The sequence below is a fragment of the Pseudomonas sp. FG29 genome, assembly GCF_057809355.1.
Genome location: NZ_JBMDJU010000006.1, coordinates 21,394 through 43,624, shown reverse-complemented (window position 1 = coordinate 43,624; position 22,231 = coordinate 21,394). Strand labels below are relative to the sequence as shown.

Genomic DNA, 22,231 nt, shown 5'->3' with positions numbered 1-22,231 from the left:
TCAGCGATGGGCGGGGTTTTCCAGCAACAGGGCCATGCCCTGCCCGCCGCCGATGCAGGCGGCGGCGATGCCGTAGCGAGTGCCGCGTGCGGCCAGTTGGCGAGCGACGCTATGGGCCAGGCGCAGGCCGGTGGCGGCCAGTGGGTGGCCGAGGGCGATGGCGCCGCCATGACGGTTCAGGCGCGCCGGATCCAGCTCCAGCTCGCGCTGCACGGCCAGCACCTGGGCGCCCTGGGCTTCGTTGATTTCCAGACTGTCGATGGCGTCCAGGCTCAGGCCGGCGCCGTCGAGCAGCAGGCGAATGGCCGGCGCCGGGCCGATGCCCATGATCTCCGGCGGCACACCGACCACCGCACTGGCGCGCAGTAAGGCCAAGGGCGACTTAGCGGTTCGCGCATCGCCCACCAGCATGGCAGCGGCACCATCGACCAGCGCGCAACTGTTGCCAGCGGTCTGCACCGAACCGGGGCTGACCGGCGACAGTGCCGCCAGGGCCTCGGCACTGGTCTGCCGAGGATGGCTGTCACGCTCCAGTTGCGTGACCTTGCGCGGCAGGCTGAGGTGACGCGGTTGATAACCCGCCAGCTCGAACCGGCTACTGCTGACCGGCGCAATCTCAGCGTCGAACCAACCCTCGGCCTGCGCTGCCAGCGCCTTGTCGAAACTGCCCAAGGCGAATGCATCCACCTCTTCACGGCGCAGGCCGTAGCGCTGGGCGAGGTTCTGCGCGGTGTCGATCATGGTCTGGGCGATGGCCGGGTCGAGCAACGCCTCCCAGAGAAAATCCTTGAAACCCACCGGCGCACCGAGCCGAAAGCCGCCCCGGTGCTCGTAGCTGGCGATGGGATTGCGCGACATCGATTCCGCCGCCACGCACAGCGCCAGGCTGGCGCTGCCGCGTTCGAGCTGGTTGCCGGCCTGGCGCAACAGTTCCAGCCCCGTTCCGCAGATGCGCTGCACCGCCAGCGCCGGCACCTCAATCGGCACACCGGCGTAAAGGCCGATATGCCGGGGCAGCATGTAGGCGTCGAAACTGGCCTGGGCCATGCTGCCGGCCAGCACGCCGTCGACCTGCTCGCCGCCGATGCCGGCCCGCGCCAGCACGGCGCGGGCGACATGGATGCCGAGGTCGATGGGCGATACCTGGGCCAGTGGCCCGCAGTAGTCGACCCAGGGCGTGCGCGCGGCGGCCAGCAAGGCCACGTCGCGGAAGGCCTCGAACTGGCCCTTCATGCCTGCTCCGGCGCCAGCACGCAGTGTGCGGCGGGGTCGGCGTACAGACGCTCGATCAGCTCGGCGCGGCGGCTGAGCACCGCACGCTGGTTGAGCGAGCCCTTGTCGGTGATCTCGCCGGCATCCAGGCTCGGCGCCTCGGCCATCAGGCAAGCCCAGGCGACATGCGAGGCCAGACCGGTGGCTTCACGGTTGAGTTCCTGCAGCAGCCCGGCCAGCCACTGCCGTACGGGCTCGGCGGCCAGCACCGCTTCGACGCGGGCGTCGCTCGGCAACCCGGCCAGTGCCCGGCAGGCCGGCACACTGGGGAATACCAGCAGGCCGATGCGCTGACGATCCGGCCCGGTCACCACCACGTCCTGCACATAGGGCGCGCCCTGCAGGATGACGCGGGTACGCAGCGGCCCGACGCTGACGAACACGCCGGTGCTGAGCTTGAAGTCCTCGGCGATGCGCCCATCGAACATCAGGCCCCAGTGCGGGTTGGCGGCATCGGCGAAACGCAGGGCATCACCGGAGCGGTAGAAGCCCTCCTCGTCGAAGGCCTCGGCGTTGAGTTCGGCCTGGCGCCAGTAGCCAGGCATGACGTGCGGGCCCCGGAAGCGCGCCTCCAGCTTGCCGTCCACCGGCGCCAGCTTGACCTCGCAGCCCGGCGCGGGCAGGCCGACATAACCGGCCATGGACAGCGGCCCGGTGGTAAAGGTGCAGGACGGCGCCGTCTCGGTCATGCCCAGGCCGGCCATCATGCGGATACGTTCGCCGCAATGCTGCTCGGCCACCTGATCGAGGCGATCCCAGACCGGCTGGCTGAGGCCGGCACCGGCGAAGAAGAACAGCTTCACCCGCGCGAAGAAGCGCTCGCGCAGCTCGCCATCCTGCTCCAGCGCCACCACCAACTCCTCCCAGCCCTTGGGCACGGTGAGGTAGGCGGTGGGCGATATGTCTTTCAGGTTGCGCAGGGTTTCGCCGAACAGTTGCGGCGTCGGGCGACCATCATCGAGGTACAGGCTGCCGCCGTTGTACAGGACGATGCCGACGTTGTGGCTACCGCCGAAGGTGTGGTTCCACGGCAGCCAGTCCACCAGCACCGGCGGCTCTTCGCCGAACACCGGGAAGGTCTGCAGCAGCATCTGCTGGTTGGCGCAGAGCATGCGCTGGGTGGTGGCCACCGCCTTGGGCAGCTTGGTCGAGCCACTGGTAAACAGAAACTTGGCGATGCTCTCCGGCCCGGTGCGGGCGAAAGCGGCATCGGCACCAGTCAGGTCACGCGGCGTCAGCAGGTCATCGAAACGCAGGGCCTGACGCCCCGCCACTTCGCCCTGCACCAGCAGCAGGGGCACGTCAGCCGGCACCACGGCCTCGATGGCGCGGCTGAAGGCGGCACCATCGGCCGCCATCACCAGGCCCGGACGCAGCAGGTCGAAGATGTGCTGCAGCTTGGTGTAGTCGCGGGCCACGGTGGAATAGGCCGGCGATACCGGGCAATAGGGCACGCCGATGTACATGGCGGCCAGAGCCAGTTGCAGGTGCTCCAGGTCGTTGCCGGAGAGGATCACCAGCGGGCGTTGCTCGCTCAGGTCATGCTCGAGCAGGTGCGCGGCGATGCAGCGTACGCGTGCCAGCATGTCGCGGTAGCTGATGCGCTGCCATTGCCCATCGCCGCCACGGCGGGCGACGAAGGTGTGCTCAGCGCGCACCTCGGCCCAGTGCAGCAGGCGGTCGAGCAGGCGTGCGGGCAAGGTCGCCAGGGGCTCGCGGGCATTGAGATAGACGCTGCCGGCCCGCTCCTCGATGTGCACGTCGGGCGAGCCGAGGGCTACCGGACGATAGCGGGCAGCGAGCGATTGGGAGGGTGCATTGTTCACTTGTTATCACCTCCGGTCGTGCCGGTTCGGGCACGACGCGACGCCGGGGCTTTCCGGCAAACTCGATTCGGGGCGCTCACAGCCCGTTCAAGGACTCACGGGCTGAAGCTATGCAAGGCGTTGCCGATCGTTCAGATCGGGTACTGGCGCGGGCCGTTCTGCATCGTCACCCAGCGCAACTGGGTGAAGTGGTCGATGCTCGCGCTGGAGCCGAAACTGCCGTAACCGCTGGACTTCACCCCGCCAAACGGCATCGGCGCCTCGTCGTGCACGGTCGGCCCATTGATATGGCAGATGCCCGACTCCACCCGCTGCGCCAGGTTCAGCGCGCGGGACACGTCACGGCTGAAGATCGCCGAAGACAGGCCGAACTCCGAATCGTTGGCCAGGCGCAGCAGTTCCTCGTCGCCCTGCCCGCGCAGGATCACCGCCACCGGGCCGAAGGACTCCTCGCGGTACAGGCGCATGGCCGGGGTCACGCGGTCGAGCAGCACCGGCTGCATCACGCTGCCGTCGATCTGCCCGCCGGCCAGCAGCACGGCGCCCTTGTCCACGGCATCCTGCACCAGGCTCATGATGCGTTCGCCAGCGGCAGCATCGATCAGCGAACCGAGCACGGCCTGCCCAGGCAAACCAGCCTTGAGGGTGGCGACCTTGGCGGCCAGACGCGCGGCGAAGTCGTCGGCAATGCGCTCGTCGACCACCAGGCGCTCGGTGGACATGCAGATCTGCCCCTGGTTGAAGTAGGCGCCGAAAGCCGAGGCGGCCACGGCCTGTTCCAGGTCGGCGTCGTCCAGCACCAGCAGCGGCGCCTTGCCGCCCAGCTCCAGCACTGCCGGTTTCAGGTGCTTCGCGGCGAGCTGGCCGATGATGCGCCCGACATGGGTGGAGCCGGTGAAGTTGACGCGGCGCACCGCCGGGTTGGCCACCAGCCGCTCGACGATGGCGGCGGCGTCGGCCGGGGCGTTGCTGATGACGTTGACCACGCCATCGCCGAGGCCGGCCTGCTGCAGCACCTCGCCGATCAGCGCATGCACCGCCGGGCTGTTTTCCGAAGCCTTGAGCACCACGGTGTTGCCGCAGGCCAGAGGCATGGCCAGGGCGCGGGTGCCGAGGATGATCGGCGCGTTCCACGGGGCAATGCCCAGCACCACGCCGCAAGGCTGACGCAGGGCCATGGCGAAGCTGCCCGGCACGTCGGAAGGGATCACCTCGCCCTTGATCTGCGTGGTCATGCCGGCAGCATCGCGCAGCATGTTGGCCGCCAGCTTGACGTTGAAGCCATACCAGTCGGCGGTAGCACCGGTTTCCACGGCCATGGCCGTGAAACGGTCGCGGTTGGCCTCCAGCAAACGGGCGGCCTCCAGCAGGCGCGCGCGGCGCTCGCCAGGCCCCAGCGCGGCCCAGGCCGGGAAAGCGACCTGCGCGGCAGCGACAGCGGCATCGGCATCATCGAGGGTCGCGGCGGCGACGCGACTGACGACCTCGCCGGTAAAGGGACTACGGCGCTCGAACACTGCGCCGCCCGTGGCCGGGCGCGTCTGCCCGGCGATCAGCAAAGGCACTTCGAACATGGTCTGGCTCCATCTTGTGATTGTTATACGGGGGCGGGCACGACCGCCCCTGGAACAGCTCAGCGCTTGTAGGCTTGCAGGCCCGGCTTGATGCTCTTGTCGTCGAGGAACTGCTTCATGCCCTGCTCGCGACCACCTTCCTTGTCCAGCAGGCGCGACTGGTCGAGCTTGGCGTACAGGTAGTCTTCGTTCTGCTCCCAGGTCAGCTCGCGGCAACGCTTGAAGCCGATCTTCGCCGCACGCATCACCACCGGGTTCTTCTCCAGCAGGTTACGCGCCAGTTCGATGGTGGTCTCGCGCAGTTGCGCCAGCGGCACGCTCTCGTTGACCAGGCCCATCTCGGCGGCTTTCTGCCCACCGAAGGTCTTGCCGGTCATGATGTAGTACAGCGACTGACGATGGCCAACGGTGTCGGCCATGGCCTTGCTCACCAGGTTGCCCGGCGGGATGCCCCAGTTGATTTCCGACAGGCCGAAGGTCGCTTCATCGGCGCAGATGGCCAGGTCGCAGGCCACCAACGGGCTGAAGCCACCGCCGAAGCACCAGCCGTTGACCATGGCGATGGTCGGCTTGGCGTACATGCGCAGCAGCTTCCACTGCCAGGTCGAGGCCTCGCGGCGAATCTTCTCCTGAAGGATTTCCGGGCCAGCATCGACTTCACGGAAGTATTCCTTGAGATCCATACCCGCGGTCCAGGACTCGCCGGCGCCGGTCAGCACCAGCACGCCGACGTCGGCATCCTGCTCCAGGGTTTCCAGCACATCGACCATCTCGCGGTTGAGGGTCGGGCTCATGGCGTTGCGTTTTTCCGGGCGGTTCAGGGTGACCCAGCCGATGCCTTCTTCGACGTCGACCTTCACGGTTTGCCAGCGTGCTTCGTACTTGCTCATGGGGGTGTCCTGCATGTGTGGGGTAGATGAGCTCAAGGTAGGCCGAGCAAATAGTTATGTCAATTAACTATTTGCTCGATTTGTGCGATCAGCGCACCGATAGAATCGGTGGATATGGCGTGATCGACAGCATGATTAACCTAATTAACGAAAAATCACGAAAGATCGCCTCGCGGCATCAAGCCGGAGCCGCCGCGCGACGCTCCCGACTGCCCATGGCGACCACCACCAGGGCCGCCACCAACAGCCCCGGCGCAGCCGCCATCAGCACACCGGCCGTACCGGCGCCAGCGGCCAGGATGTGTCCGGCGGCCAGTGGCCCGCTCACCGAACCCAGGCGACCGATGGCCACCGCCGCACCCACGCCGGTAGCACGCACCTGCGTCGGGTAATAGGCCGGCGCCAGGGCGTAGAGCACCAGTTGCGCAGCCATGACGAACACACCGGCCGCGAAGCCTGCCGCCGCCATGCTCGGCAGAGTGCTGGAGAAGCCTATGCCGGCCAGCGCCAGCAGCAGGCCGAGGTAGATGCACAGCACCACCGGCGTGCGCTGAAAACGGTCGAGCAGCACCCCACCGAGCAGCGAGCCAAGCGCCCCGCCGATGTTGAAGACCATCTGCACGGTACCGGCCTGCGGCTTGCTGAAACCCAACTCCAGCAGCAGCGACGGCAGCCAGTTGAGCAGCATGTACATCACGGTGAGGGTGAAGAAGTAGCTGATCCACAGCGACAGGGTGATGCGCGTACGGCCTTCACCGCACAGTGCCTCCACGGTGGAAGGCCGCGCCTGCGTGGCGCGCGCCTGCTGCTGGTGGAAGGCCGAGGACTCCGGCAGCAGCCAGAGCATCAGCGGTGCGATGGCCAGCGGCGCGACGCCACCGACGATGAACACCCATTGCCAGGCCTCGCCAGCCAGCATGCCGATCACCGCCGCCGCCGCTCCGCCAAGGGGCACGCCACAATACATGATGCTGATGGCCGTGCTGCGCTGGCGCTCCTCGACCGCCTCGGCGCACAGGGCGATCAGGTTGGGCAGCGCCGCCCCCAGGCCAAGACCGGTCAAAAAGCGCGCCGCCAACAGGCCGGACAGGCTGCTGGTGTAGGCCGTCCACAGGGAAAAGATGCCGAACAGCACCACCGCGGCCACCAGCACCTTCTTGCGCCCGATGCGATCGGCCACGTAGCCACCGAGGAAGGCACCGGGCAGCAGGCCGATGATGCTGGCGCTGAACATCCAGCCCATCATGCTCGGTTCGAGGTTGAAGGCAGCGCGAATACCGGCGGCAGCGATGCCGGCCGATTGCAGGTCGAGCCCTTCGATCAGGGCGATGATGAAGCAGATGACGATGGTCAGCCGGGAACGGCTGGATGGGGTTTGCATGGCTGAGTCTCGCTCTTGTTGTTTTTGTTCAGGAGTGGCGACAAGGCGCATCGCGTCGCTGCAAAAAGATTAACAAACAAAACTAAAAATACATCCCCAGAAAAATTGAGCATCCAGAACACCCCATCCCTTGAAAAACAAACAGTTAGCGTGACAAGCCGCCATTCATTACCAATTGGTTAATAAATTTAACGTTCGATAATCGGCCAAACGGATTTGATAAGCCCGGTGAGCACTCCCATCCTCTGTGCCACGGCGATCCGCCGGACAACAACAAAAAAAAGGATAACGAGCATGCCTAACCGGCCTCTTCGTGCTGCTTTCGCGCGCAGCCCTCTCCCCTACGCCATCGCCCTGTGCAGCCTCGCCGGCTCCGTCGGCGTCCAGGCCCAGGGTTTCATCGAAGACAGTCACGCCAACCTCACGCTGCGCAACTACTACCTCGATCGTGACTATCAGGATGACGGCGCCAAGTCCGCATCCCGTGAGTGGGCGCAGGGTTTCATCCTCAAGTTCCAGTCCGGTTTCACCGAAGGGCCGGTGGGCTTCGGCCTGGATGCCACTGGCCTGCTGGGCGTCAAGCTGGATTCTTCGCCGGATCGCAGCGGTACCGAGCTGCTGCCGGTATCGCCCAGCAGCGGCCGCGCCGCCGATGAATATTCGCGCCTGGGCCTGACCGGCAAGATGAAGATCGACAAGACCCTGCTGCAGGCCGGCGACCTCAACCTGGCACTGCCGTCGGCACTGTCCAGCCCGTCACGCCTGCTGCCACAAACCTTTCGCGGCGGCTACCTGACCTCCTCGCAGATCGACGGCCTGACCCTGCACGGCGGTTACGTCGACCGCATCGCCAAACGCAATTCCACCGACTACGAGGACATGACCGTCGCCTCGCCCAACGGCCGCTTCAACGGTCGCGCCACCACCTCGCACATGGCCTTCGTCGGTGGCGACTACGCCCTGAGCCCGGAGCTGACCCTCAAGGCTCATTACTTGGAAGTGACCGACCTCTACGACCAGGGCTACCTCGGCGCCCTGCACAAGATGCCGGTCGGCCCCGGCACCTTGAGCACCGACCTGCGCGCCTTCTTCAGCAGCGAGAACGGCAGCGCCGATGCGGGCGAGGTGGACAACCAGCACCTGTCGCTGCAATTCGCCTACGCCCTGAATGGTCACCGCTGGACACTCGGCTACGCGCATCAGGGTGGCGACACCGCCACGCCCTACATCTCCGGCACCGAGCTGATGGGCATCAGCGAAATGACCATGAGCTCCGACTACCTCAACGCCAGGGAGCGCATGTGGCAGGCCATCTGGGACTATGACTTCGCCGCTGCCGGCATCCCCGGCCTGAGCGCACGCCTGCGCTACGTGCGCGGCGACAACATCGAGCTGGCCGCCTTCGGCGTCGATGACCGCAAGGAGCGCGAAGCCCAGTGGGAGATGGGCTACGTGATCCAGAGCGGCCCACTGCGCGGCGTCGGCCTGCGCGTGCGTCAGTCGTTCTACCGCAACGACTTCCCCGGTGGCGCCGCCTTCCGCGACGAAAACCAGACACGTCTGATGGCGACCTATACCCTGCCGATCTGGTGACGCGAAACGCGGCCGGCGCCGCCTGATGGCACCGGCTGCGGCAATACCCACTTACCCGACACTGGCCTGGTGCAGCATCTGCAAGGCCGCCTCGTCCAGCTCCAGCGCCATCGCCGCCTGCAATGCCCGCACCTGCGCCAGGCTGGTGGCGCTGGCGATTGGTGCGCTGATCCCCGGTTGAGCCATCAGCCAGGCCAGCGCGATGCTGGCGGGGCTGGCCTCGAGTTGTGCGGCGAGCTGCGTCAGCGCATCCAGAATGCGCTGGCCGCGCGGGTTGAAGTACCGCTCCAGATCCTCCGCCCGCGCGGCGTGCTGGATATCGGCAAGCGTGCGGTACTTGCCGCTGAGAAAGCCCGAAGCCAGGCTGAAATAACTGACCACGCCGAGCCCCTTGGCCTGGGCGTACGCCTGCAGGTGCGTCTCGTAGTCCTGGCGGTCATACAGGTTGTATTCCAGTTGCAGCACGCCATAGCTCGGCAAACCGGCGTCGTCGGCCACCGCCTGCGCGGCCTCGAGCTGCGCGCGGCTGTAGTTGGAGGCGCCGATGGCGCGCACCTTGCCACTGGCGATCAGGCTCTCGTAAGCACGCAGCGTTTCGTCGTGCGGCGTCTGTTCGTCGGGATAGTGAGAAAAGTACAGATCGATGTAATCGGTACGCAGGCGGCGCAGCGAATCCTCCACCGCACGCACGATCCATTGGCGCGACAGCCCGCCGCCCTCACCCATCGGGGCGCCGACCTTGGTGAACAGCGTGAGCCGATCACGTACGCCAGGATTGGCGGCCAGCCACTGCCCGATGATCCGCTCGGACTCGCCGCCGGTGTGCCCGTCGACCCAATTGGAATACATATCGGCCGTGTCCAGGGTGGTGATCCCGGCCTCGAAGGCCGCGCTCAGCAACTCGCACGAGGCGCGCGCATCCAGCGTCCAGCCGAACACGTTGCCACCCAGCACCAGCGGCGAAATGCTCAAGCCGGTATTACCCAGTGCTTTGCTCGCGGACATATCCGCTCCTTCTGGCGATCATTCATGGACAACCGGCACGGCAGGCCCGAGGCCGCCGCGCCGGTGCGGTTCACTTACCGGTACGGATGCTGTTCCAGGTTCGCATGCGGATACGCTCAGCCTTCAGCGGCAAGGCTTTGAGTGCGTACAGCGAGCCCATCCGGTCAGCCGGGATGTACATGTTGGGATTGTTGCGCACCTCAGGATTGACGAACTCCGTGGCATCCTTGTTGGGGTTCGGATAGCCGATGGCGTTGCTGGCCTTGGCGATCACCTCAGGCCGCAGCAGGTAGTTGATGAAGGCGTGCGCCTCTTCGACGTTCTGCGCGCCCTTGGGAATGACCATCACGTCGGACCACAACGGCGCACCTTCCTTGGGCAGGAACATGTCGATCTTCACGCCCTTGCCGGCTGCCACGGCCATCTTGCGCGCCAGTTCGATACCACCGGACCAGCCCACCGCCACGCAGATCTCGCCATTGGCCAGGTCGTAGCCGTAGCGCGAGGAGTTGAAGTAGGTGACGTAGGGGCGAATCTTCATCATCAGATCCTGCGCCTGGCGATAGTCCTCGGCCTTCTCGGAGTTTGGATCGAGGCCGAGGTAAGCCAGAGCGATCGGCAGGATATCGCTCGGCGAGTCGAGGAAGCCCACGCCGCACGAAGTCAGCTTGGAAAGGTTCTCCGGCTTGAAGATCACGTCCCAGCTATCGAGCTTCACGTCCGGGCCCAGCGCCGCACGCACCTTGTCGACGTTGTAGCCAACCAGATTGGTACCCCACATGTAGGGCACGGCGTACTGGTTGCCGGTGTCGCCACTCTTGGCCAGCTCGGCCATGAAGGTTTCGTCCAGGCGATTCCAGTTGGGCAGTTTGCTGCGGTCGAGCTTCTCGAAGGTGCCGGCACCGATGAAGGTGCCCAGCGAGGCACTGCCGGGGAAGGCCACGTCATAGCCCGAGTTGCCGGTCAGCAGCTTGGACTGCAGGGTTTCGGCGCTGTCGAACACGTCGTACACCGGGCGGATGCCGGTCTCAGCCTCGAAGCCCTTGAGGATCTCGGGCGGCATGTACTCGATCCAGTTGTAGATCCTCACCGTACGTTGCTCGGCGTGAACGCCAGCGGTGCCGATCAGGGCCAGGGTCATGGCAGCGACCATCGGTAATACTTTCATCGCAATGTCTCCTGGCAGCACTTAGTAACGGTAGGTGAAATAGAGTTCGAGGGCGCTGAAGCGGTCATCGTCGCCGAATACCTGCTTGGCCGCAGATTTGGCGTCGACCCAGTTGTAGGCCAGCGAGGTGTACAGGCGCTCGGTGGGCGTCCAGTCGAGGTAGATCACGTTCTCGTTGGCGAAGCGGCGGTCGTCGACGGCGATGCCCTGAAAGTTGTCCTTGTCCAGCCAGAATTGATAGTGGATGGCGCCCAGGGTGAGGGTTTCGCTCAGGTGGGTCTTGAGGGAGAACTGCTGCACGCGCTGGTTGGTGTTGAACAGCACGTAGTTGCCCATCACGTCGCCGACCAGCCAGGTGCCCCAGTCGGTGAAGCCCTTGCTCAGCGGATCCCAGGATTGCTGGGTGTTGTCGGCCAGGTTGTCGTCACCTGAAAACAGCGCATAGCGATACCCCAGCACCGGGGTCAGCGGCAGCGACTGGAAGGTGTAATCGGCCTGACCGTACCAGGCCTTGGCGTCGTATTTCACGCCGTCACCGCTGCCGCGCTGCACGGCGTACTCACCGTTGAGGGTGAGCGCATCGAGACCCGGCAGTTGCCCGCGCAGCGCACGGAAGTTGTAGACCTGCATGCCGTCGCGGCGCAGCGGCGTGGCGTAGGTGTTGGTCTGCGAGTCCACTTTCATGGCCATCGCGCCGAGAGTCACCTGGTCGGCCAGGTTGTAATCCAGGTTGGCGCCATTGAGGCGGAAGTCGCCGAGGTGCGAATCGGTGCGCAGACTGAAGGCTTGCGCCTTGAGCGCGCCGTGATCCCAAGCCAGCACGCCCGAATCGCGGAAGGCGGTGCGCGGCCCCAGCCAGTAGGCACCGTCGCCCTTGGAGTCGAGGTTGCCGTCCATGACGATGAAGCCGCTGCCGATCAGATAGTTCTGCCGGCCTGCGGTGAATGTCCACTCACCAGCCCGGAAGCCTGCGTAGGCCTCCTCCATCGCGGTGTAGCCATCGGAGCTGCGGGTGAAGCCACCGGCATCACCATCGCCGAAGGTCTTGGCCGACACCACCGAGCCGCCAGCGATCAGGTCGAAGTCGGGATCGATGGCGTACTTCAACGTCACGCCCGGCTTGAGATAGAACTCCTGCCAGTCGACGCGGGTACCGATGTTGCGGCCATTGCGCTGATCGACGCCACCAGCGCCGAAGTTGACGTTGCGCGTGGAAACGGTCGCGCCACCGACCGTGAGCGTGGCCTCGCCGGAAAGATTGCCTTCTTCGAAGGTGTAACCGGCCATGGCCTGTGAGCTGCTCAGCGCGGCGACAGCCAGCAGCGCGGGGGTGAAGGGAACGCGGGTCATGAAATGCTCCTGGGTAAGTTGTTTTTGTGTCACAGGGCAGTTGCAAAGCAGCTCGGATGGGCACTGGGCACCCAGCTGCAAACCGGTGGTCTGCCGAGGCAGGCCACCAGATTTTTTCTTGTTCCTTGTTTGGAGAGTGGGCTCAGCCGCGCAGATGAGCGGCCAGCGCACGCAGCGCACGGACGTTGTCGACGTCGAAGATCCCCACCGCCTCGGGCAGCGAAGACTGCTTGACGATCACCACGTCCGAGTCGAAATCGACGAACAGGTACTGGCCATGGATGCCACCGGCGACGATGGCGCGGCTGTGGTCGTTGAGCACGTACCACTGGCTGCGGTACGAGGCGCCTGGAATCCACTGGGCGAATTCCTCGTCCTGGGCGTAGATCGCCGGGTCGGCACCGGCAGCGATGGCCTCGACGGCCTCTGCCGCGAGCAGCGTCTGGCCCTGGTGCTGACCGCGATTGGCCAGCAGCAAGCCGAAGCGCGCCATGTCACGCAGTGTCGCGTTGAAGCCGGCACCCGCCACGCCACGGCCCCAGGGATCGGCCATGAAGTAACCGTCACGCTGGCAGCCAAGCGCCGACCAGATCGGCGCCAGGCGCTCGTGGCAAGCCTGCCCACAGGCACGCTCCATCACCCAGGCCAGTGCCTCGGTGGTCGCGGTAACGTAATGGAACAGCCCGCCATGCTCGCCACGCTTACGCAGCGACGGCAGGAACTGATACAGCGAGGCGTACTGGGCGAACGCCGCCGGCGCGGGCTGGAAGCCGCAGGCGTAGCCGAACTGCGAGCTTTCCGAAGCCGGATCGTCGTATTGCTCGGTGTAGGAAATGCCCACAGCCATATCCAGCAACTGGCGCACGGTCGCATCGAAGTAGGCACCACCGGCGAACTCCGGCACGTAATCACCGGCCAGGCGCTCGGGGTCGAGCGAGCCCTCGTGGATCAGTTGCTCGGCAAGGGCACCGATCAGCGACTTGGTCACCGAGAACATCACGTGGCGGTCATTGGCGGTGTGACCGTTGAAGTAACGCTCGTACACCACCTGCCCGGCCTTGAGCACGATGAAGCCGTCGGTATGGCTGGCCAGCAGATGCTCATCCATGCGCACGTTCAGGCCGCACTCGCTGGCGAAGGTGAAGCCATCCAGATCCTGAAGGGCTTCGGGCAACGCCTGTGTGGTGTGGCCACAGGGCACGCTGATGCTCGGACGCAGACGCGCCAGATGACGGAAGCCCCATTTGTTGAAGGGCGGGCTCATCCAGTTGTCCCAGGTGACCCGTTGCGCTTCGACCGGGGGAAAGCCGGTCATGAAGGGCTGTGGCGCCTGCGCGTGTTGCAGGGCCTCATGGGCGTCAGCGTAGTGGCGAGCCAGGGCGTTGGCCGGAGCGTTTACGGAGGAAGTCATGAACCTCTGTCCTTTCTTGCAAGAAGCTCTGCACGCGGCAGATGTGACAGAATGATTGTCTCAATAAAATCTTTTAGTCAATAAAATATTTACGTATGAAAACCCTCATCCGTTATGCTCGCGGAGCACGCCATCGGGACGAGGAGAAACATCAGTGAGCGGTCTGCGCGAACGTCAGAAAGCCATGCGCCGCAAGGCCATCGGTGAGGCAGGCGTAGCCCTGTTCGAACGGCAGGGCTTCGACAACACCACCATCGAGCAGATCGCCCGGGAAGCAGGCGTCTCGGCGCCCACGGTGTTCAAGTACTTCGGCTCCAAGCAGGAGATCCTCCTGGAGATGCTGCAGAAGGCCGACGAAGGCGCCCTGGAAGACGCCCGCGTACACATGGCCGAGATGGACGATCCGCTCGACGCCATGTGCTATCTGGAACAGGTGCTGGTGGACCATGCGCTGAGCATGCTGCCCGCACCGATCTGGCACGAACTGCTGCTGCACGTACTCGGCGGCGACCGCAGCGACCTGCCGGAACAATACAAACGCCACAACGAAGCCCTGCAGCACGAGATCGCCAGCCTGCTGCGCGACCTGCAGGAGCGCGGCAAGCTGCGCGCCGACCTCGACGTCGAACTGGCGGCCTTCCTGCTCAACGACTACTCGCACCTGCAGTTGCTGCGCCTGACCGGCAGCGAGCCGATGGATCTCGAACAGCACCGTCGCCAGGTGCGCCTGACCAGCGGCCTGATCCTGCAGGGCATGATCGCCCGCTAATCCGCTGCGCCTGCATCAGACGCAGGTTGGAAGATGTGGCCCATCCTCTCGAAAAAGAGACGACCTCCCTGTCGCCAAGCAAGGAGCCACAGATGCAACATGGGATGCTCTGCTGGCGCGGCTAGCAGCCTGCAGGCAGTGCAAAACAGTGGATCAGCACGCGGTCGGCCGAGGGGTAGTGGACACGGCCAATGAAGGTCTGCTGGCCAAGCCAGCTCAACGCGCCCTCGGCCACCTGGAAGCGCGGCGTACAGGTGCAGTGGTATTCCGCTTCGGGCACCGGCCAGATATCGCGGCTCTCCATGGCCTTGCCCTGCTCGGTGAGCGACAGCAGCCCGATGTTGTGAATGTTGATCAGGTCACCATCGGCGCTCATCAGACTGTAGCGAGCGTCGAGTTCACCGATACCGTCGGGCCGCAGCCGATAGGTATCGGCGCCACCCGGCAATATCCGCCCCGACACGCCACGCCCCTCGAACGTGCCACCGAGGATCGGGTAGTTGACGCGATACCCATCGGCGCAGCGTCCCAGCACCTCACCCTGATCGATAAGGACATCGAGGGTCATGACATGTTCGAGCTGTGCGGTTTGCGCAGAGATGGGGCTGTTCACGGTTTGCTTTCCAGGTCAGGTTGATCGAAGTAGACGTGGTGCGGATGGAGGCCGGCTTCCTGCTCACAGCCCTGCAAGGGCTGCTCATGTAAACGCCACGCCCCCGAAGCCGAACTCCATAAATGCAGCGATTCGCTGTGATTGGTAAGACTGACAAGCCGCCGCGCGCAGACCCGAACAGGTCACGGCACGATTAATTAACTATATTAATTTTTTTAGTCAATAAAATTTTAAACCAACAGGCACCACCCGAGCGCAGTGGCCAGCCTGAAAGGAAGGTCGCTGGGTCGTGTGGCAGGCTTGCAGCGAGAGCTGCAGCAGTATTCGTAATCCAGTCAGGGGGCCAGCCGTTGAACAGTACGAGAGGGGCCGATCAGTTAGCGCTTCTCATCGAAATTACCTCTGCCACCTCTCCGGTCAGAAGTCCCTCGCGCCCCGCGCGCACCCGCCCCGATCCGGCCGAACGCAAGCGTCAGCAGGCACTATCGCCTGGGCTGATAATCCAAATGCACGCTATGCATTCAAATGCCGGGCGTAATCCAGATAGCCTTGGCTACCACTGCCCCCTCATACGTCGACACGCGAGGTTTCAATGAGCCAATCCAGCTACGTACCGCCGAAGGTCTGGCAACACCTGGCAGCATCCGGCGGCCAGTTCTCCAAGATCAATCGCCCCACCGCCGGCGCGACCCACGACAAGGAATTGCCAGTCGGCAAGCACCCGCTGCAGCTCTATTCCCTGGCCACCCCCAACGGCGTGAAGGTGACCATCCTGCTGGAAGAACTGCTCGCGCAGGGCCATGAGGGCGCCGAATACGATGCCTGGCTCATCCGCATCAGCGAGGGCGACCAGTTCTCCAGCGGCTTCGTAGGCGTCAACCCGAATTCGAAGATCCCCGCCCTGCTCGACCGCAGCACGGCTACCCCCATCCGCATCTTCGAGTCGGGCTCGATCCTGCTCTACCTGGCGGAAAAATTCGGCGCCTTCTTACCCAAGGATCCGGCAGGCCGCACCGAAACCCTCAATTGGCTGTTCTGGCAAATGGGCTCGGCGCCTTACCTGGGTGGAGGCTTCGGCCACTTCTACGTCTACGCCCCCGAGAAATTCGAGTACGCCATCAACCGCTTCACCATGGAAACCAAGCGCCAGCTGGACGTCCTCAACCAGCGCCTCGCCGACAACCGCTACCTGGCCGGCGACACCTATACCATCGCCGACATTGCCGTCTGGCCCTGGTATGGCGAGCTGGCGCGCAATAACGTCTACTCCGCCGCCGAATTCCTGGCCGTTCACGAATATCCCCACGTACTGCGCTGGGCCGAAGAAATCGCCAAACGCGAAGCGGTGCAACGCGGCCGCCGCGTCAACCGCACCTGGGGCGATGAATCGGAGCAAGTACCCGAACGGCACCAGGCCTCTGATCTGGACAAGACCTGAGGCCGGCAAGCCCCTGGCGCAAAACGGCAGCTTTGCTGCGAAGGCAGAAAAACAAAGCCCCAAACAGCATCGTTGTTCGGGGCTTTTTCTATGTTGCCGAGCGTATTTGTTTCAGCCCAGCCTAACGCCCCGCTAACACGCTTTTTGTGGCCGGAACGAATTTGAGCGGTTTGTTATGCATTACTCGCCCTACCTCATGTAGGACTCGAAATTTTCGATATAGTCATCTAGGTTTTCTTCCAGCATTTTCCGGTATTCGGCGACGAAGTATTCCAATGTTTCCTGCTTGGACGCTGCCATTTCTTGACCATTGCTCCAACCACATGCACTTACCCAAGCATTGAAACGAGCAGTAGCGTACATATTTGAAGCACTAACTTTACCAAGAGTAGCTTTTTCATTTATCTGATCATTGGACAAATGAATGTGCGCGTCAGCACGCTCGTAAAATTCATCATCTACCTCCTGTATGGATTCTCCTTTAATGCATAACGTTTGATTAAGGGGCGGGCTTTAGCCCGCCCCAGCGAGCGAAGCGAACGATTTGAACAGCTAGTTAGGTGTGGTTAACCTGTCTCGCCATAACAATATTGCAGCCCTAAAAGATGCACCAATAATTCCAGTGGAAAACCATGCACCAATAGTGATGATAAATATTGGAAATTCATGTCTATCTCTACTGTATTCAACACCAAGCGCTGAAAGCCAGTAAACCACTAGAACGGTAGCTACGAAAGTAAGTAAAGAAAATAAGAAAATCAAACGCTGACGGTAGCCTTTTGGTGACTTGAATTCTTCATTGAAGGCATATGTTCCCGCCATACCACTTAACATTGTAATGGCTAGCTTGAACCAAAATTCCTGCGCCGGATATTTCCAGCTTAAATAGCCAAGCACCCCAATAATCGCAAAAGCCACAAAAATAACTTTTACGTCAAATAGCGCTTGCTTGGGTGTCAAATGTGTTGTTCTTTGGTGGCTAAGATAGAAAATATTCTCAAGTAGAGCTCCGGGCTTAGTATTTCTAGGGGATAAATACCATTCGTAGAAAAATGAGAACCCAACAGATGTTAAAAATAGCACCAGCCCCCATTGAGCTGGCTCGGGCTGCAATGGCATTAGGAAAAAAACAGAAAACGATGCTATTGTGAAGCTGGTTAGTGCGCCTAGCATATACCATTTTAGTTTTAACGAACTCCAGTAAGAATCCATCAAATAGATCTCCCCATAATTTAAAGCACCTAACGTTTGGTTAAGGGGCGGGCTTTAGCCCGTCCCAGTGAGCGCAGCGAACGGTTTGAACCAGTTGTTATGCATTTGCAACTGCGGTTGCTGCGATATGGTTGTATAGATCACGCCCCTCTTCTGATAACCCCCAGTTGGCATTGGCTTTAGAGTCTGTTTTTACGACTAGGTTATTAAGGTTTAACCAATGCAAGGCACGGCTGATTTCGTTCTTTGGTAATCCAGATTCTTGGCTAATTCCGCTGACTGTTCTCCAGGTGTATCGTGAGTTCCCTAGAGCCTTAACAACCTTTTCCGTACTCTCGTCGAGACCATACGCTTTGCCTGTTAGCCCATGCGTCGAATCGATTTTCTCGGGCTCTGTTTCCTTGTTAATAACGGCTTGAATTTGATCTTTCAGTTTTGCTGAAAAACCCGCGCCACTAAACTCAGAGAACTTGTCTAAGTTTGAGAAGGCTAAGCCAAGGGCGCCAGCGACAATTACTAGCCCCATTTCAGTTGGCTGAGATTTGTATCCAAAGTAGAACGAGCCGCCCAGAAGCACTGCTGCTGACAGAGTTTGGATGGTTGTATTTAGTGTTGGTAGTTTAATTTTCATAGTGCATAACGATAAGCTAAGGGGCGGGCTTTAGCCCGTCCCAGTGAGCGAAGCGAACGATTTGAGCGTCTTGTTAGAGGGCATCTACAGCGGCCCAGCCTTTGTGAGTGAGCTCAAAGACTTGACCTTTGTATCCTCTTTCAGTAACGAGGTCTTCATCGACTAGCTCGTTAAGTGCATTTTCCCATTTGGCAGATTCGCGACCTGGCTCTCCGCCAAATTTTTTCCCACCAGCTTGAATTAAGCGACCTCCAACGAAGGACATTTTAAGAATAGTGCCGCTCTGCTGGGCTGCGGCTGCTTTCAGGAGGGTTATGGCTTCATCTGAAAGTGAAATAGACTCTTTATATGAAAGAGGGCCGCTGTTGGTTATTTCGGGGGCTTGGGAATTTTCCTGCACCGTGTTTTGTAAAAAGGGATTGTTTATGATGCATAGCTGTAGTTGTTTGGATAGTTTTTCTCTGAATTGCTGTGAGTTATCAAAAAAATCGACCAGACCCAAGGGCATTAGTTTATTTTTGAACTCTTGAACCTCGCTGTATTGCTGAGGATCAATGCTTTGTGGCGCAACAGGTTTAGATGAGAAATAAATCATAGCTGGCTTTCCTGCAGCCACATGCTCTTGAATTTCTTCTACTGTCCCGCTCTGAGCTTTACCTGTTGGGGTGCCTAGTCGCGTCCAAAAAACACCAATAAGCAAGTCGCAATCCTTTAGTAGTCGAGTGTTGATTAGCTCTTGTGGGCGCTTGCCAAGTTCAGGGGAAGAATGGGTTTCCCAGCCTACTGGGCTCAATATAACTTTTGATGCTGCAGCGTTAACATCATTCCAGTCGTGAATTACCGAGCGAATGATTTCTCGTTCTTCTGATACATCTCCAGGCGAGGCGATCATAACTGGGATAACTACCGCTCTATAGGCCATAAAATTGTCTCCGATGATCTCTAACGATTAAGCTAAGGGGCTGGCTTTAGCCAGTCCCAGTGAGCGAAGCGAACGATTTGAGCGCTTTGTTGGACGGCACTTAATTGCAGATATTTTGCCACTGACCGTTTACCTGCATGTATTGACACTTCGTAGTTCCAAGTGGCGGCAGATCTACTGAAGGCAGTGGTTTTAGCTCAGTAGATGGTAGCGGTGTTAGTGGCGCTATTTCTACAGATGGTAAATCAAAGCTGTTATCACATATATCTTGAACTTGGCAGTTCATTCCATAATCGTCACAAACTTGAACTTTCCTGCATACAGCTTCTGATAGATTTGGAATCGTTGCCAGAAAAGTGACTGCAAACAGGGTGCTGATTTTGGCGTTCATAAATTTCTCCGCTGTGATGCCCAACGTTTGGTTAAGGGGCGGGCTTTAGTCCGTCCCAGTGAGCGTAGCGAACGATTTGAACGCATTGTTATAAGCACAACTACTCGCGCTTTGAAAATATACGCTCCACCTCATTGCGCAAAGGGCGGAAAAAGAATTTTCTTCCAAGCAAAACGAGGCATTCATGTTCGGGGTCTAAAAGTTTGAATATTTTTCCGACAGGGTCATCGGCGATAGTATGTGTATCGATAATTGGTGTTGGGAAGAAGTAGCCAGCATCATTTGACATGACATATGTATCTAGTTTTTCGTCAAAGTGCTCCCAAGCATTGCGAAGATCTCGATCGGAGAGTGGTGAGGCTATGTCGATTTTGTAATGCGCACGTAGCTTCTCACCGCGCGCCATCTTTAAGGCATGTTGATTGTTCTTTTTGCCATTAGGTGACGGCCAAAAATAACGTGATAATGCACCTATATGGCCGATGGCTTCTTGCACTGCGCTTATTAGAGATGCTGCATCCGCATTGTTTTCAATTAGATAATCGTACAGTTCAAACGCCGCCAGAGCTCGCTCGGCGGAATAACTTATGGAGAGTGTATAGAATGCTACATGCATAGGCTGAATACTTTTGCACATAGCTACTGTTATTCCTGCTCTTTCTTCTAGCTCTTCATGATCTAACTCGTTCACATGAGCAGTCCTTGTGTTTATAACAGTGATTAGATGGAAAGCGGTACTAATCCGATAGTAGAGCCTTCCATCTAACTCCGCACCATCGCCATTCCCACCATAAAATAAATCTATCTAAATCAATACCTTATCGCACCGCCACTGACCAACCAACGTATTCGCTTGACTTCCTCTTTTTGCTCTACCATTACTACTGTACAAAAATACAGCCAGGGAGTCGGCTATGGAAACCTCCAGCAAACCTCGCTTGCAAGAGCAGTTCCGGGCGGTGATGCGCGTGCATCACTACAGCATCCGCACGGAGCAATCCTACTGATACTGGATTCGCTATTTCATCCGTTTCAATAAGCTGCGCCATCCGCTGGAGCTCGGCGCTACCGAGGTCAACGCGTTTCTTTCCTGGCTGGCCGTTGAGCGCAAGGTGGCTGCCGCTACCCAGAATCTGGCGCTCAATGCGCTGGTATTTCTATACGACAAGGTATTGCAACAACCTCTTGGCCAGGTTGGCGAGGTGGTGCATGCCAAACGCTCGGCGCGTATTCCCTGCGTGCTGACGAACGAGGAAGCGACAGCGCTGATTGCCAGGTTGGGCCAACCTCATCAATTACTGGCTTCGCTGATGTACGGCGCGGGCTTGCGTGTGGTGGAAGCCGCACGGTTACGTATCAAGGATGTGGATTTCGATAAGCAGGTCATCACCATCCATGACGGCAAAGGCGCCAAGGATCGAACGACACTATTGCCGGCGCCCTTGATCACACCATTGTTAGAACGCAGAGAGCGAATGTTTCGCGCCTGGAAGCAACGGGACATTTTCTATCAAGCCCCCGTCAGCCTGCCCTTTGCGTTACGTCGCAAGTATCCAAAGGCCGGATGCTCATTCGAGTGGCAGTGGCTGTTCCCGTCCACGGGGCTTTGCACGGAGAAGATGGACAGATCGTTCGTCATCACCTGCATATCAGTGCCATCCAGAAGGCCGTCAGGCATGCTGTCCGGCAGTCCAACCTGCACAAGCCTGCAAGTTGCCATACCTTTCGCCACAGCTTTGCTAACGAACTACTGCGCCGGGGCAGTGATATCCGCACCGTGCAGACGCTGCTGGGGCATGCCGATATCCGCACGACGCAGATCTACACGCATGTACTTGGCCAGGGCTTTGCCGGTGTCGTCAGCCCGCTGGGGTGAGCGGGTTGATCGTGATGCCATCCGGCCAACGGATAAAGCCCCCCACGCTGTATTAAAGAGTCTATTCGCCCTGGTTCTTACCGCCCCGCTGTATCACCGTCCGCCCACTGCTGGCGCCCTCCTCCGTGCCGAACAAACGTGCGTAGCGCAAGGTGGCGTTGGCGTGTTCACGCATGATGCCTTCGGCGCGGGCGCCCTGGCCGGCGAGTACGGCGTCGACGGCGGCGTGGTGTTGCAGGTGGGCGAAGTTGAAGCGGCGGTATTCGCGATCAAGATGGGCGCGATCCACCGCCAGGGCGCTGACCGAGGCGAATGGCAGGTGGTCATTGCGCGCCAGCGCCGTGGCGATGGCGGGGTTGCCGCTGGCTTCGACCAGCGCCTGATGAAAGCGCAGGTTGATGTCGTGGTAGCGGGCCAGGTCTTCTTCGCTCAGATAGCCCTTGTCGAATAGCTGGTCGCCCTGCGCCAGGCATTCCAGCAGCACTGCACGCACGGCCTCGGAGACGCCGCGTTCAGCTGCCTGACGCGCGGCCAGGCCTTCTAGCACACCGCGCACTTCGACCGCGCCGGCCAGTTCCTCTTCGCCCAGTTGGCGCACCGCGTAGCCGCGTGCGCCATGGCGGATCAGCAGGCCTTCCTGCTCCAGCACGCGAAACGCCATGCGCACCGGCATGCGTGATACACCCAGGCGCTCGGCCGTGGGGATCTCGGCGATGCGCTCCCCCGCCGCCAGGCTGCCTTCGGCGATCATCTGCCGCAGCAGTGCCAGTACCCGTTGCCCAGGTCCACTCATGACTTCTCCTTATTGGATCCAATGGCGCCAGTCTACGGCAGCCAATGGCCAGGTCAATTCGGCTTTTTGTGCGATTAACGCCCATTAATGGATCCATAAATCGGGTTATGACTGTT

21 protein-coding genes and 1 pseudogene are annotated in these 22,231 nt (G+C 60.8%); 5 read left to right on the top strand and 17 right to left on the bottom strand.

The window, feature by feature from the left end; translation table 11 throughout:
- The 5 genes from ACODS1_RS09050 to mhpT form a co-directional block, all read right to left on the bottom strand.
- The gene (locus tag ACODS1_RS09050) at positions 1 to 1,233 is read right to left on the bottom strand and encodes a thiolase family protein (protein ID WP_489085376.1); all 1,233 of its coding nucleotides are present in this window, start codon (positions 1,231 to 1,233) and stop codon (positions 1 to 3) included.
- Complete coding sequence (locus tag ACODS1_RS09045) at positions 1,230 to 3,098, bottom strand: feruloyl-CoA synthase (RefSeq protein ID WP_489085375.1); 1,869 nt, start codon at positions 3,096 to 3,098, stop codon at positions 1,230 to 1,232. The genes ACODS1_RS09050 and ACODS1_RS09045 overlap by 4 nt, the downstream gene beginning before the upstream one ends.
- Positions 3,099 to 3,229: 131 nt before the next feature.
- On the bottom strand, positions 3,230 to 4,672 hold the full coding sequence (locus ACODS1_RS09040) for an aldehyde dehydrogenase (RefSeq protein WP_489085374.1): 1,443 nt from the start codon (positions 4,670 to 4,672) through the stop codon (positions 3,230 to 3,232).
- 59 nt (positions 4,673 to 4,731) lie between these two features.
- Positions 4,732 to 5,562 (bottom strand): p-hydroxycinnamoyl CoA hydratase/lyase, encoded by an 831-nt coding sequence (locus tag ACODS1_RS09035; RefSeq protein ID WP_322981494.1) that lies wholly within the window; start codon positions 5,560 to 5,562, stop codon positions 4,732 to 4,734.
- Positions 5,563 to 5,740: 178 nt separating this feature from the next.
- On the bottom strand, positions 5,741 to 6,943 hold the full coding sequence (gene mhpT, locus ACODS1_RS09030; RefSeq protein ID WP_489085373.1) for a 3-(3-hydroxy-phenyl)propionate transporter MhpT: 1,203 nt from the start codon (positions 6,941 to 6,943) through the stop codon (positions 5,741 to 5,743).
- Between the two features lie 294 nt (positions 6,944 to 7,237).
- Here mhpT and ACODS1_RS09025 point away from each other — a divergent pair, with 294 nt between their 5' ends.
- Entirely contained in the window at positions 7,238 to 8,536 is a 1,299-nt protein-coding gene (locus tag ACODS1_RS09025; protein WP_489085372.1) for an OprD family porin, read from the top strand.
- Positions 8,537 to 8,587: 51 nt separating this feature from the next.
- On the opposite strand, the gene ACODS1_RS09020 is transcribed toward ACODS1_RS09025, so the two are convergent.
- The 4 genes from ACODS1_RS09020 to ACODS1_RS09005 form a co-directional block, all read right to left on the bottom strand.
- Entirely contained in the window at positions 8,588 to 9,541 is a 954-nt protein-coding gene (locus tag ACODS1_RS09020) for an aldo/keto reductase (RefSeq protein ID WP_489085371.1), read from the bottom strand.
- Between the two features lie 70 nt (positions 9,542 to 9,611).
- Positions 9,612 to 10,694, bottom strand: a complete 1,083-nt coding sequence (locus ACODS1_RS09015; protein WP_489085490.1) for a polyamine ABC transporter substrate-binding protein — start codon at positions 10,692 to 10,694, stop codon at positions 9,612 to 9,614.
- 36 nt (positions 10,695 to 10,730) lie between these two features.
- Positions 10,731 to 12,059, bottom strand: coding sequence for an alginate export family protein (locus ACODS1_RS09010; RefSeq protein ID WP_489085370.1), 1,329 nt, complete (start codon positions 12,057 to 12,059; stop codon positions 10,731 to 10,733).
- Positions 12,060 to 12,201: 142 nt separating this feature from the next.
- Complete coding sequence (locus ACODS1_RS09005; RefSeq protein ID WP_489085369.1) at positions 12,202 to 13,470, bottom strand: serine hydrolase domain-containing protein; 1,269 nt, start codon at positions 13,468 to 13,470, stop codon at positions 12,202 to 12,204.
- Between the two features lie 154 nt (positions 13,471 to 13,624).
- Between ACODS1_RS09005 and ACODS1_RS09000 the strand changes: the two genes are divergently transcribed.
- The gene (locus ACODS1_RS09000) at positions 13,625 to 14,239 is read left to right on the top strand and encodes a TetR/AcrR family transcriptional regulator (RefSeq protein ID WP_489085368.1); all 615 of its coding nucleotides are present in this window, start codon (positions 13,625 to 13,627) and stop codon (positions 14,237 to 14,239) included.
- A 121-nt stretch (positions 14,240 to 14,360) separates the two neighbouring features.
- On the opposite strand, the gene ACODS1_RS08995 is transcribed toward ACODS1_RS09000, so the two are convergent.
- Complete coding sequence (locus ACODS1_RS08995; RefSeq protein ID WP_489085367.1) at positions 14,361 to 14,852, bottom strand: DUF3237 domain-containing protein; 492 nt, start codon at positions 14,850 to 14,852, stop codon at positions 14,361 to 14,363.
- 592 nt (positions 14,853 to 15,444) lie between these two features.
- Between ACODS1_RS08995 and yghU the strand changes: the two genes are divergently transcribed.
- On the top strand, positions 15,445 to 16,290 hold the full coding sequence (gene yghU, locus ACODS1_RS08990) for a glutathione-dependent disulfide-bond oxidoreductase (protein ID WP_489085366.1): 846 nt from the start codon (positions 15,445 to 15,447) through the stop codon (positions 16,288 to 16,290).
- Positions 16,291 to 16,479: 189 nt separating this feature from the next.
- Here the strand turns inward: yghU and ACODS1_RS08985 are convergent, their stop codons facing one another.
- The 6 genes from ACODS1_RS08985 to ACODS1_RS08960 all read right to left on the bottom strand — a co-directional run bounded on the left by ACODS1_RS08985 (position 16,480) and on the right by ACODS1_RS08960 (position 20,137).
- Positions 16,480 to 16,761, bottom strand: coding sequence for a DUF3144 domain-containing protein (locus ACODS1_RS08985; RefSeq protein ID WP_489085489.1), 282 nt, complete (start codon positions 16,759 to 16,761; stop codon positions 16,480 to 16,482).
- A gap of 81 nt (positions 16,762 to 16,842) precedes the next feature.
- Positions 16,843 to 17,502 carry a hypothetical protein gene (locus ACODS1_RS08980; RefSeq protein ID WP_489085365.1) on the bottom strand — a complete coding sequence of 220 codons (660 nt, stop codon included), beginning with the start codon at positions 17,500 to 17,502 and terminating at the stop codon, positions 16,843 to 16,845.
- Between the two features lie 97 nt (positions 17,503 to 17,599).
- On the bottom strand, positions 17,600 to 18,133 hold the full coding sequence (locus ACODS1_RS08975) for a hypothetical protein (protein ID WP_489085364.1): 534 nt from the start codon (positions 18,131 to 18,133) through the stop codon (positions 17,600 to 17,602).
- 73 nt (positions 18,134 to 18,206) lie between these two features.
- Positions 18,207 to 19,055 carry a DUF4062 domain-containing protein gene (locus ACODS1_RS08970; protein ID WP_489085363.1) on the bottom strand — a complete coding sequence of 283 codons (849 nt, stop codon included), beginning with the start codon at positions 19,053 to 19,055 and terminating at the stop codon, positions 18,207 to 18,209.
- A gap of 100 nt (positions 19,056 to 19,155) precedes the next feature.
- On the bottom strand, positions 19,156 to 19,446 hold the full coding sequence (locus ACODS1_RS08965; protein WP_489085362.1) for a hypothetical protein: 291 nt from the start codon (positions 19,444 to 19,446) through the stop codon (positions 19,156 to 19,158).
- Positions 19,447 to 19,546: 100 nt separating this feature from the next.
- Positions 19,547 to 20,137, bottom strand: coding sequence for a hypothetical protein (locus ACODS1_RS08960; RefSeq protein ID WP_489085361.1), 591 nt, complete (start codon positions 20,135 to 20,137; stop codon positions 19,547 to 19,549).
- Positions 20,138 to 20,459: 322 nt separating this feature from the next.
- Here ACODS1_RS08960 and ACODS1_RS08955 point away from each other — a divergent pair.
- Positions 20,460 to 20,822 (top strand): annotated as a pseudogene (locus ACODS1_RS08955) (phage integrase N-terminal SAM-like domain-containing protein); the annotation flags it as partial.
- A 206-nt stretch (positions 20,823 to 21,028) separates the two neighbouring features.
- The gene (locus ACODS1_RS08950; RefSeq protein ID WP_489085360.1) at positions 21,029 to 21,322 is read left to right on the top strand and encodes a tyrosine-type recombinase/integrase; all 294 of its coding nucleotides are present in this window, start codon (positions 21,029 to 21,031) and stop codon (positions 21,320 to 21,322) included.
- Between the two features lie 61 nt (positions 21,323 to 21,383).
- Here ACODS1_RS08950 and ACODS1_RS08945 read toward each other — a convergent pair whose 3' ends face one another.
- Complete coding sequence (locus tag ACODS1_RS08945; protein WP_489085359.1) at positions 21,384 to 22,115, bottom strand: GntR family transcriptional regulator; 732 nt, start codon at positions 22,113 to 22,115, stop codon at positions 21,384 to 21,386.
- Between the last annotated feature and the right edge of the window lie 116 nt (positions 22,116 to 22,231).

What these genes read in the sequence shown, in the direction of transcription:
- ACODS1_RS09050 (WP_489085376.1), bottom strand. Translation starts at nt 1,233, where the DNA reads ATGAAGGGCCAGTTCGAGGCCTTCCGCGACGTGGCCTTGCTGGCCGCC.
- ACODS1_RS09040 (WP_489085374.1), bottom strand. Translation starts at nt 4,672, where the DNA reads ATGTTCGAAGTGCCTTTGCTGATCGCCGGGCAGACGCGCCCGGCCACG.
- ACODS1_RS09035 (WP_322981494.1), bottom strand. Translation starts at nt 5,562, where the DNA reads ATGAGCAAGTACGAAGCACGCTGGCAAACCGTGAAGGTCGACGTCGAA.
- mhpT (WP_489085373.1), bottom strand. Translation starts at nt 6,943, where the DNA reads ATGCAAACCCCATCCAGCCGTTCCCGGCTGACCATCGTCATCTGCTTC.
- ACODS1_RS09025 (WP_489085372.1), top strand. Translation starts at nt 7,238, where the DNA reads ATGCCTAACCGGCCTCTTCGTGCTGCTTTCGCGCGCAGCCCTCTCCCC.
- ACODS1_RS09020 (WP_489085371.1), bottom strand. Translation starts at nt 9,541, where the DNA reads ATGTCCGCGAGCAAAGCACTGGGTAATACCGGCTTGAGCATTTCGCCG.
- ACODS1_RS09015 (WP_489085490.1), bottom strand. Translation starts at nt 10,694, where the DNA reads ATGGTCGCTGCCATGACCCTGGCCCTGATCGGCACCGCTGGCGTTCAC.
- ACODS1_RS09010 (WP_489085370.1), bottom strand. Translation starts at nt 12,059, where the DNA reads ATGACCCGCGTTCCCTTCACCCCCGCGCTGCTGGCTGTCGCCGCGCTG.
- ACODS1_RS09005 (WP_489085369.1), bottom strand. Translation starts at nt 13,470, where the DNA reads ATGACTTCCTCCGTAAACGCTCCGGCCAACGCCCTGGCTCGCCACTAC.
- yghU (WP_489085366.1), top strand. Translation starts at nt 15,445, where the DNA reads ATGAGCCAATCCAGCTACGTACCGCCGAAGGTCTGGCAACACCTGGCA.
- ACODS1_RS08980 (WP_489085365.1), bottom strand. Translation starts at nt 17,502, where the DNA reads ATGGATTCTTACTGGAGTTCGTTAAAACTAAAATGGTATATGCTAGGC.
- ACODS1_RS08975 (WP_489085364.1), bottom strand. Translation starts at nt 18,133, where the DNA reads ATGAAAATTAAACTACCAACACTAAATACAACCATCCAAACTCTGTCA.
- ACODS1_RS08970 (WP_489085363.1), bottom strand. Translation starts at nt 19,055, where the DNA reads ATGGCCTATAGAGCGGTAGTTATCCCAGTTATGATCGCCTCGCCTGGA.
- ACODS1_RS08965 (WP_489085362.1), bottom strand. Translation starts at nt 19,446, where the DNA reads ATGAACGCCAAAATCAGCACCCTGTTTGCAGTCACTTTTCTGGCAACG.
- ACODS1_RS08945 (WP_489085359.1), bottom strand. Translation starts at nt 22,115, where the DNA reads ATGAGTGGACCTGGGCAACGGGTACTGGCACTGCTGCGGCAGATGATC.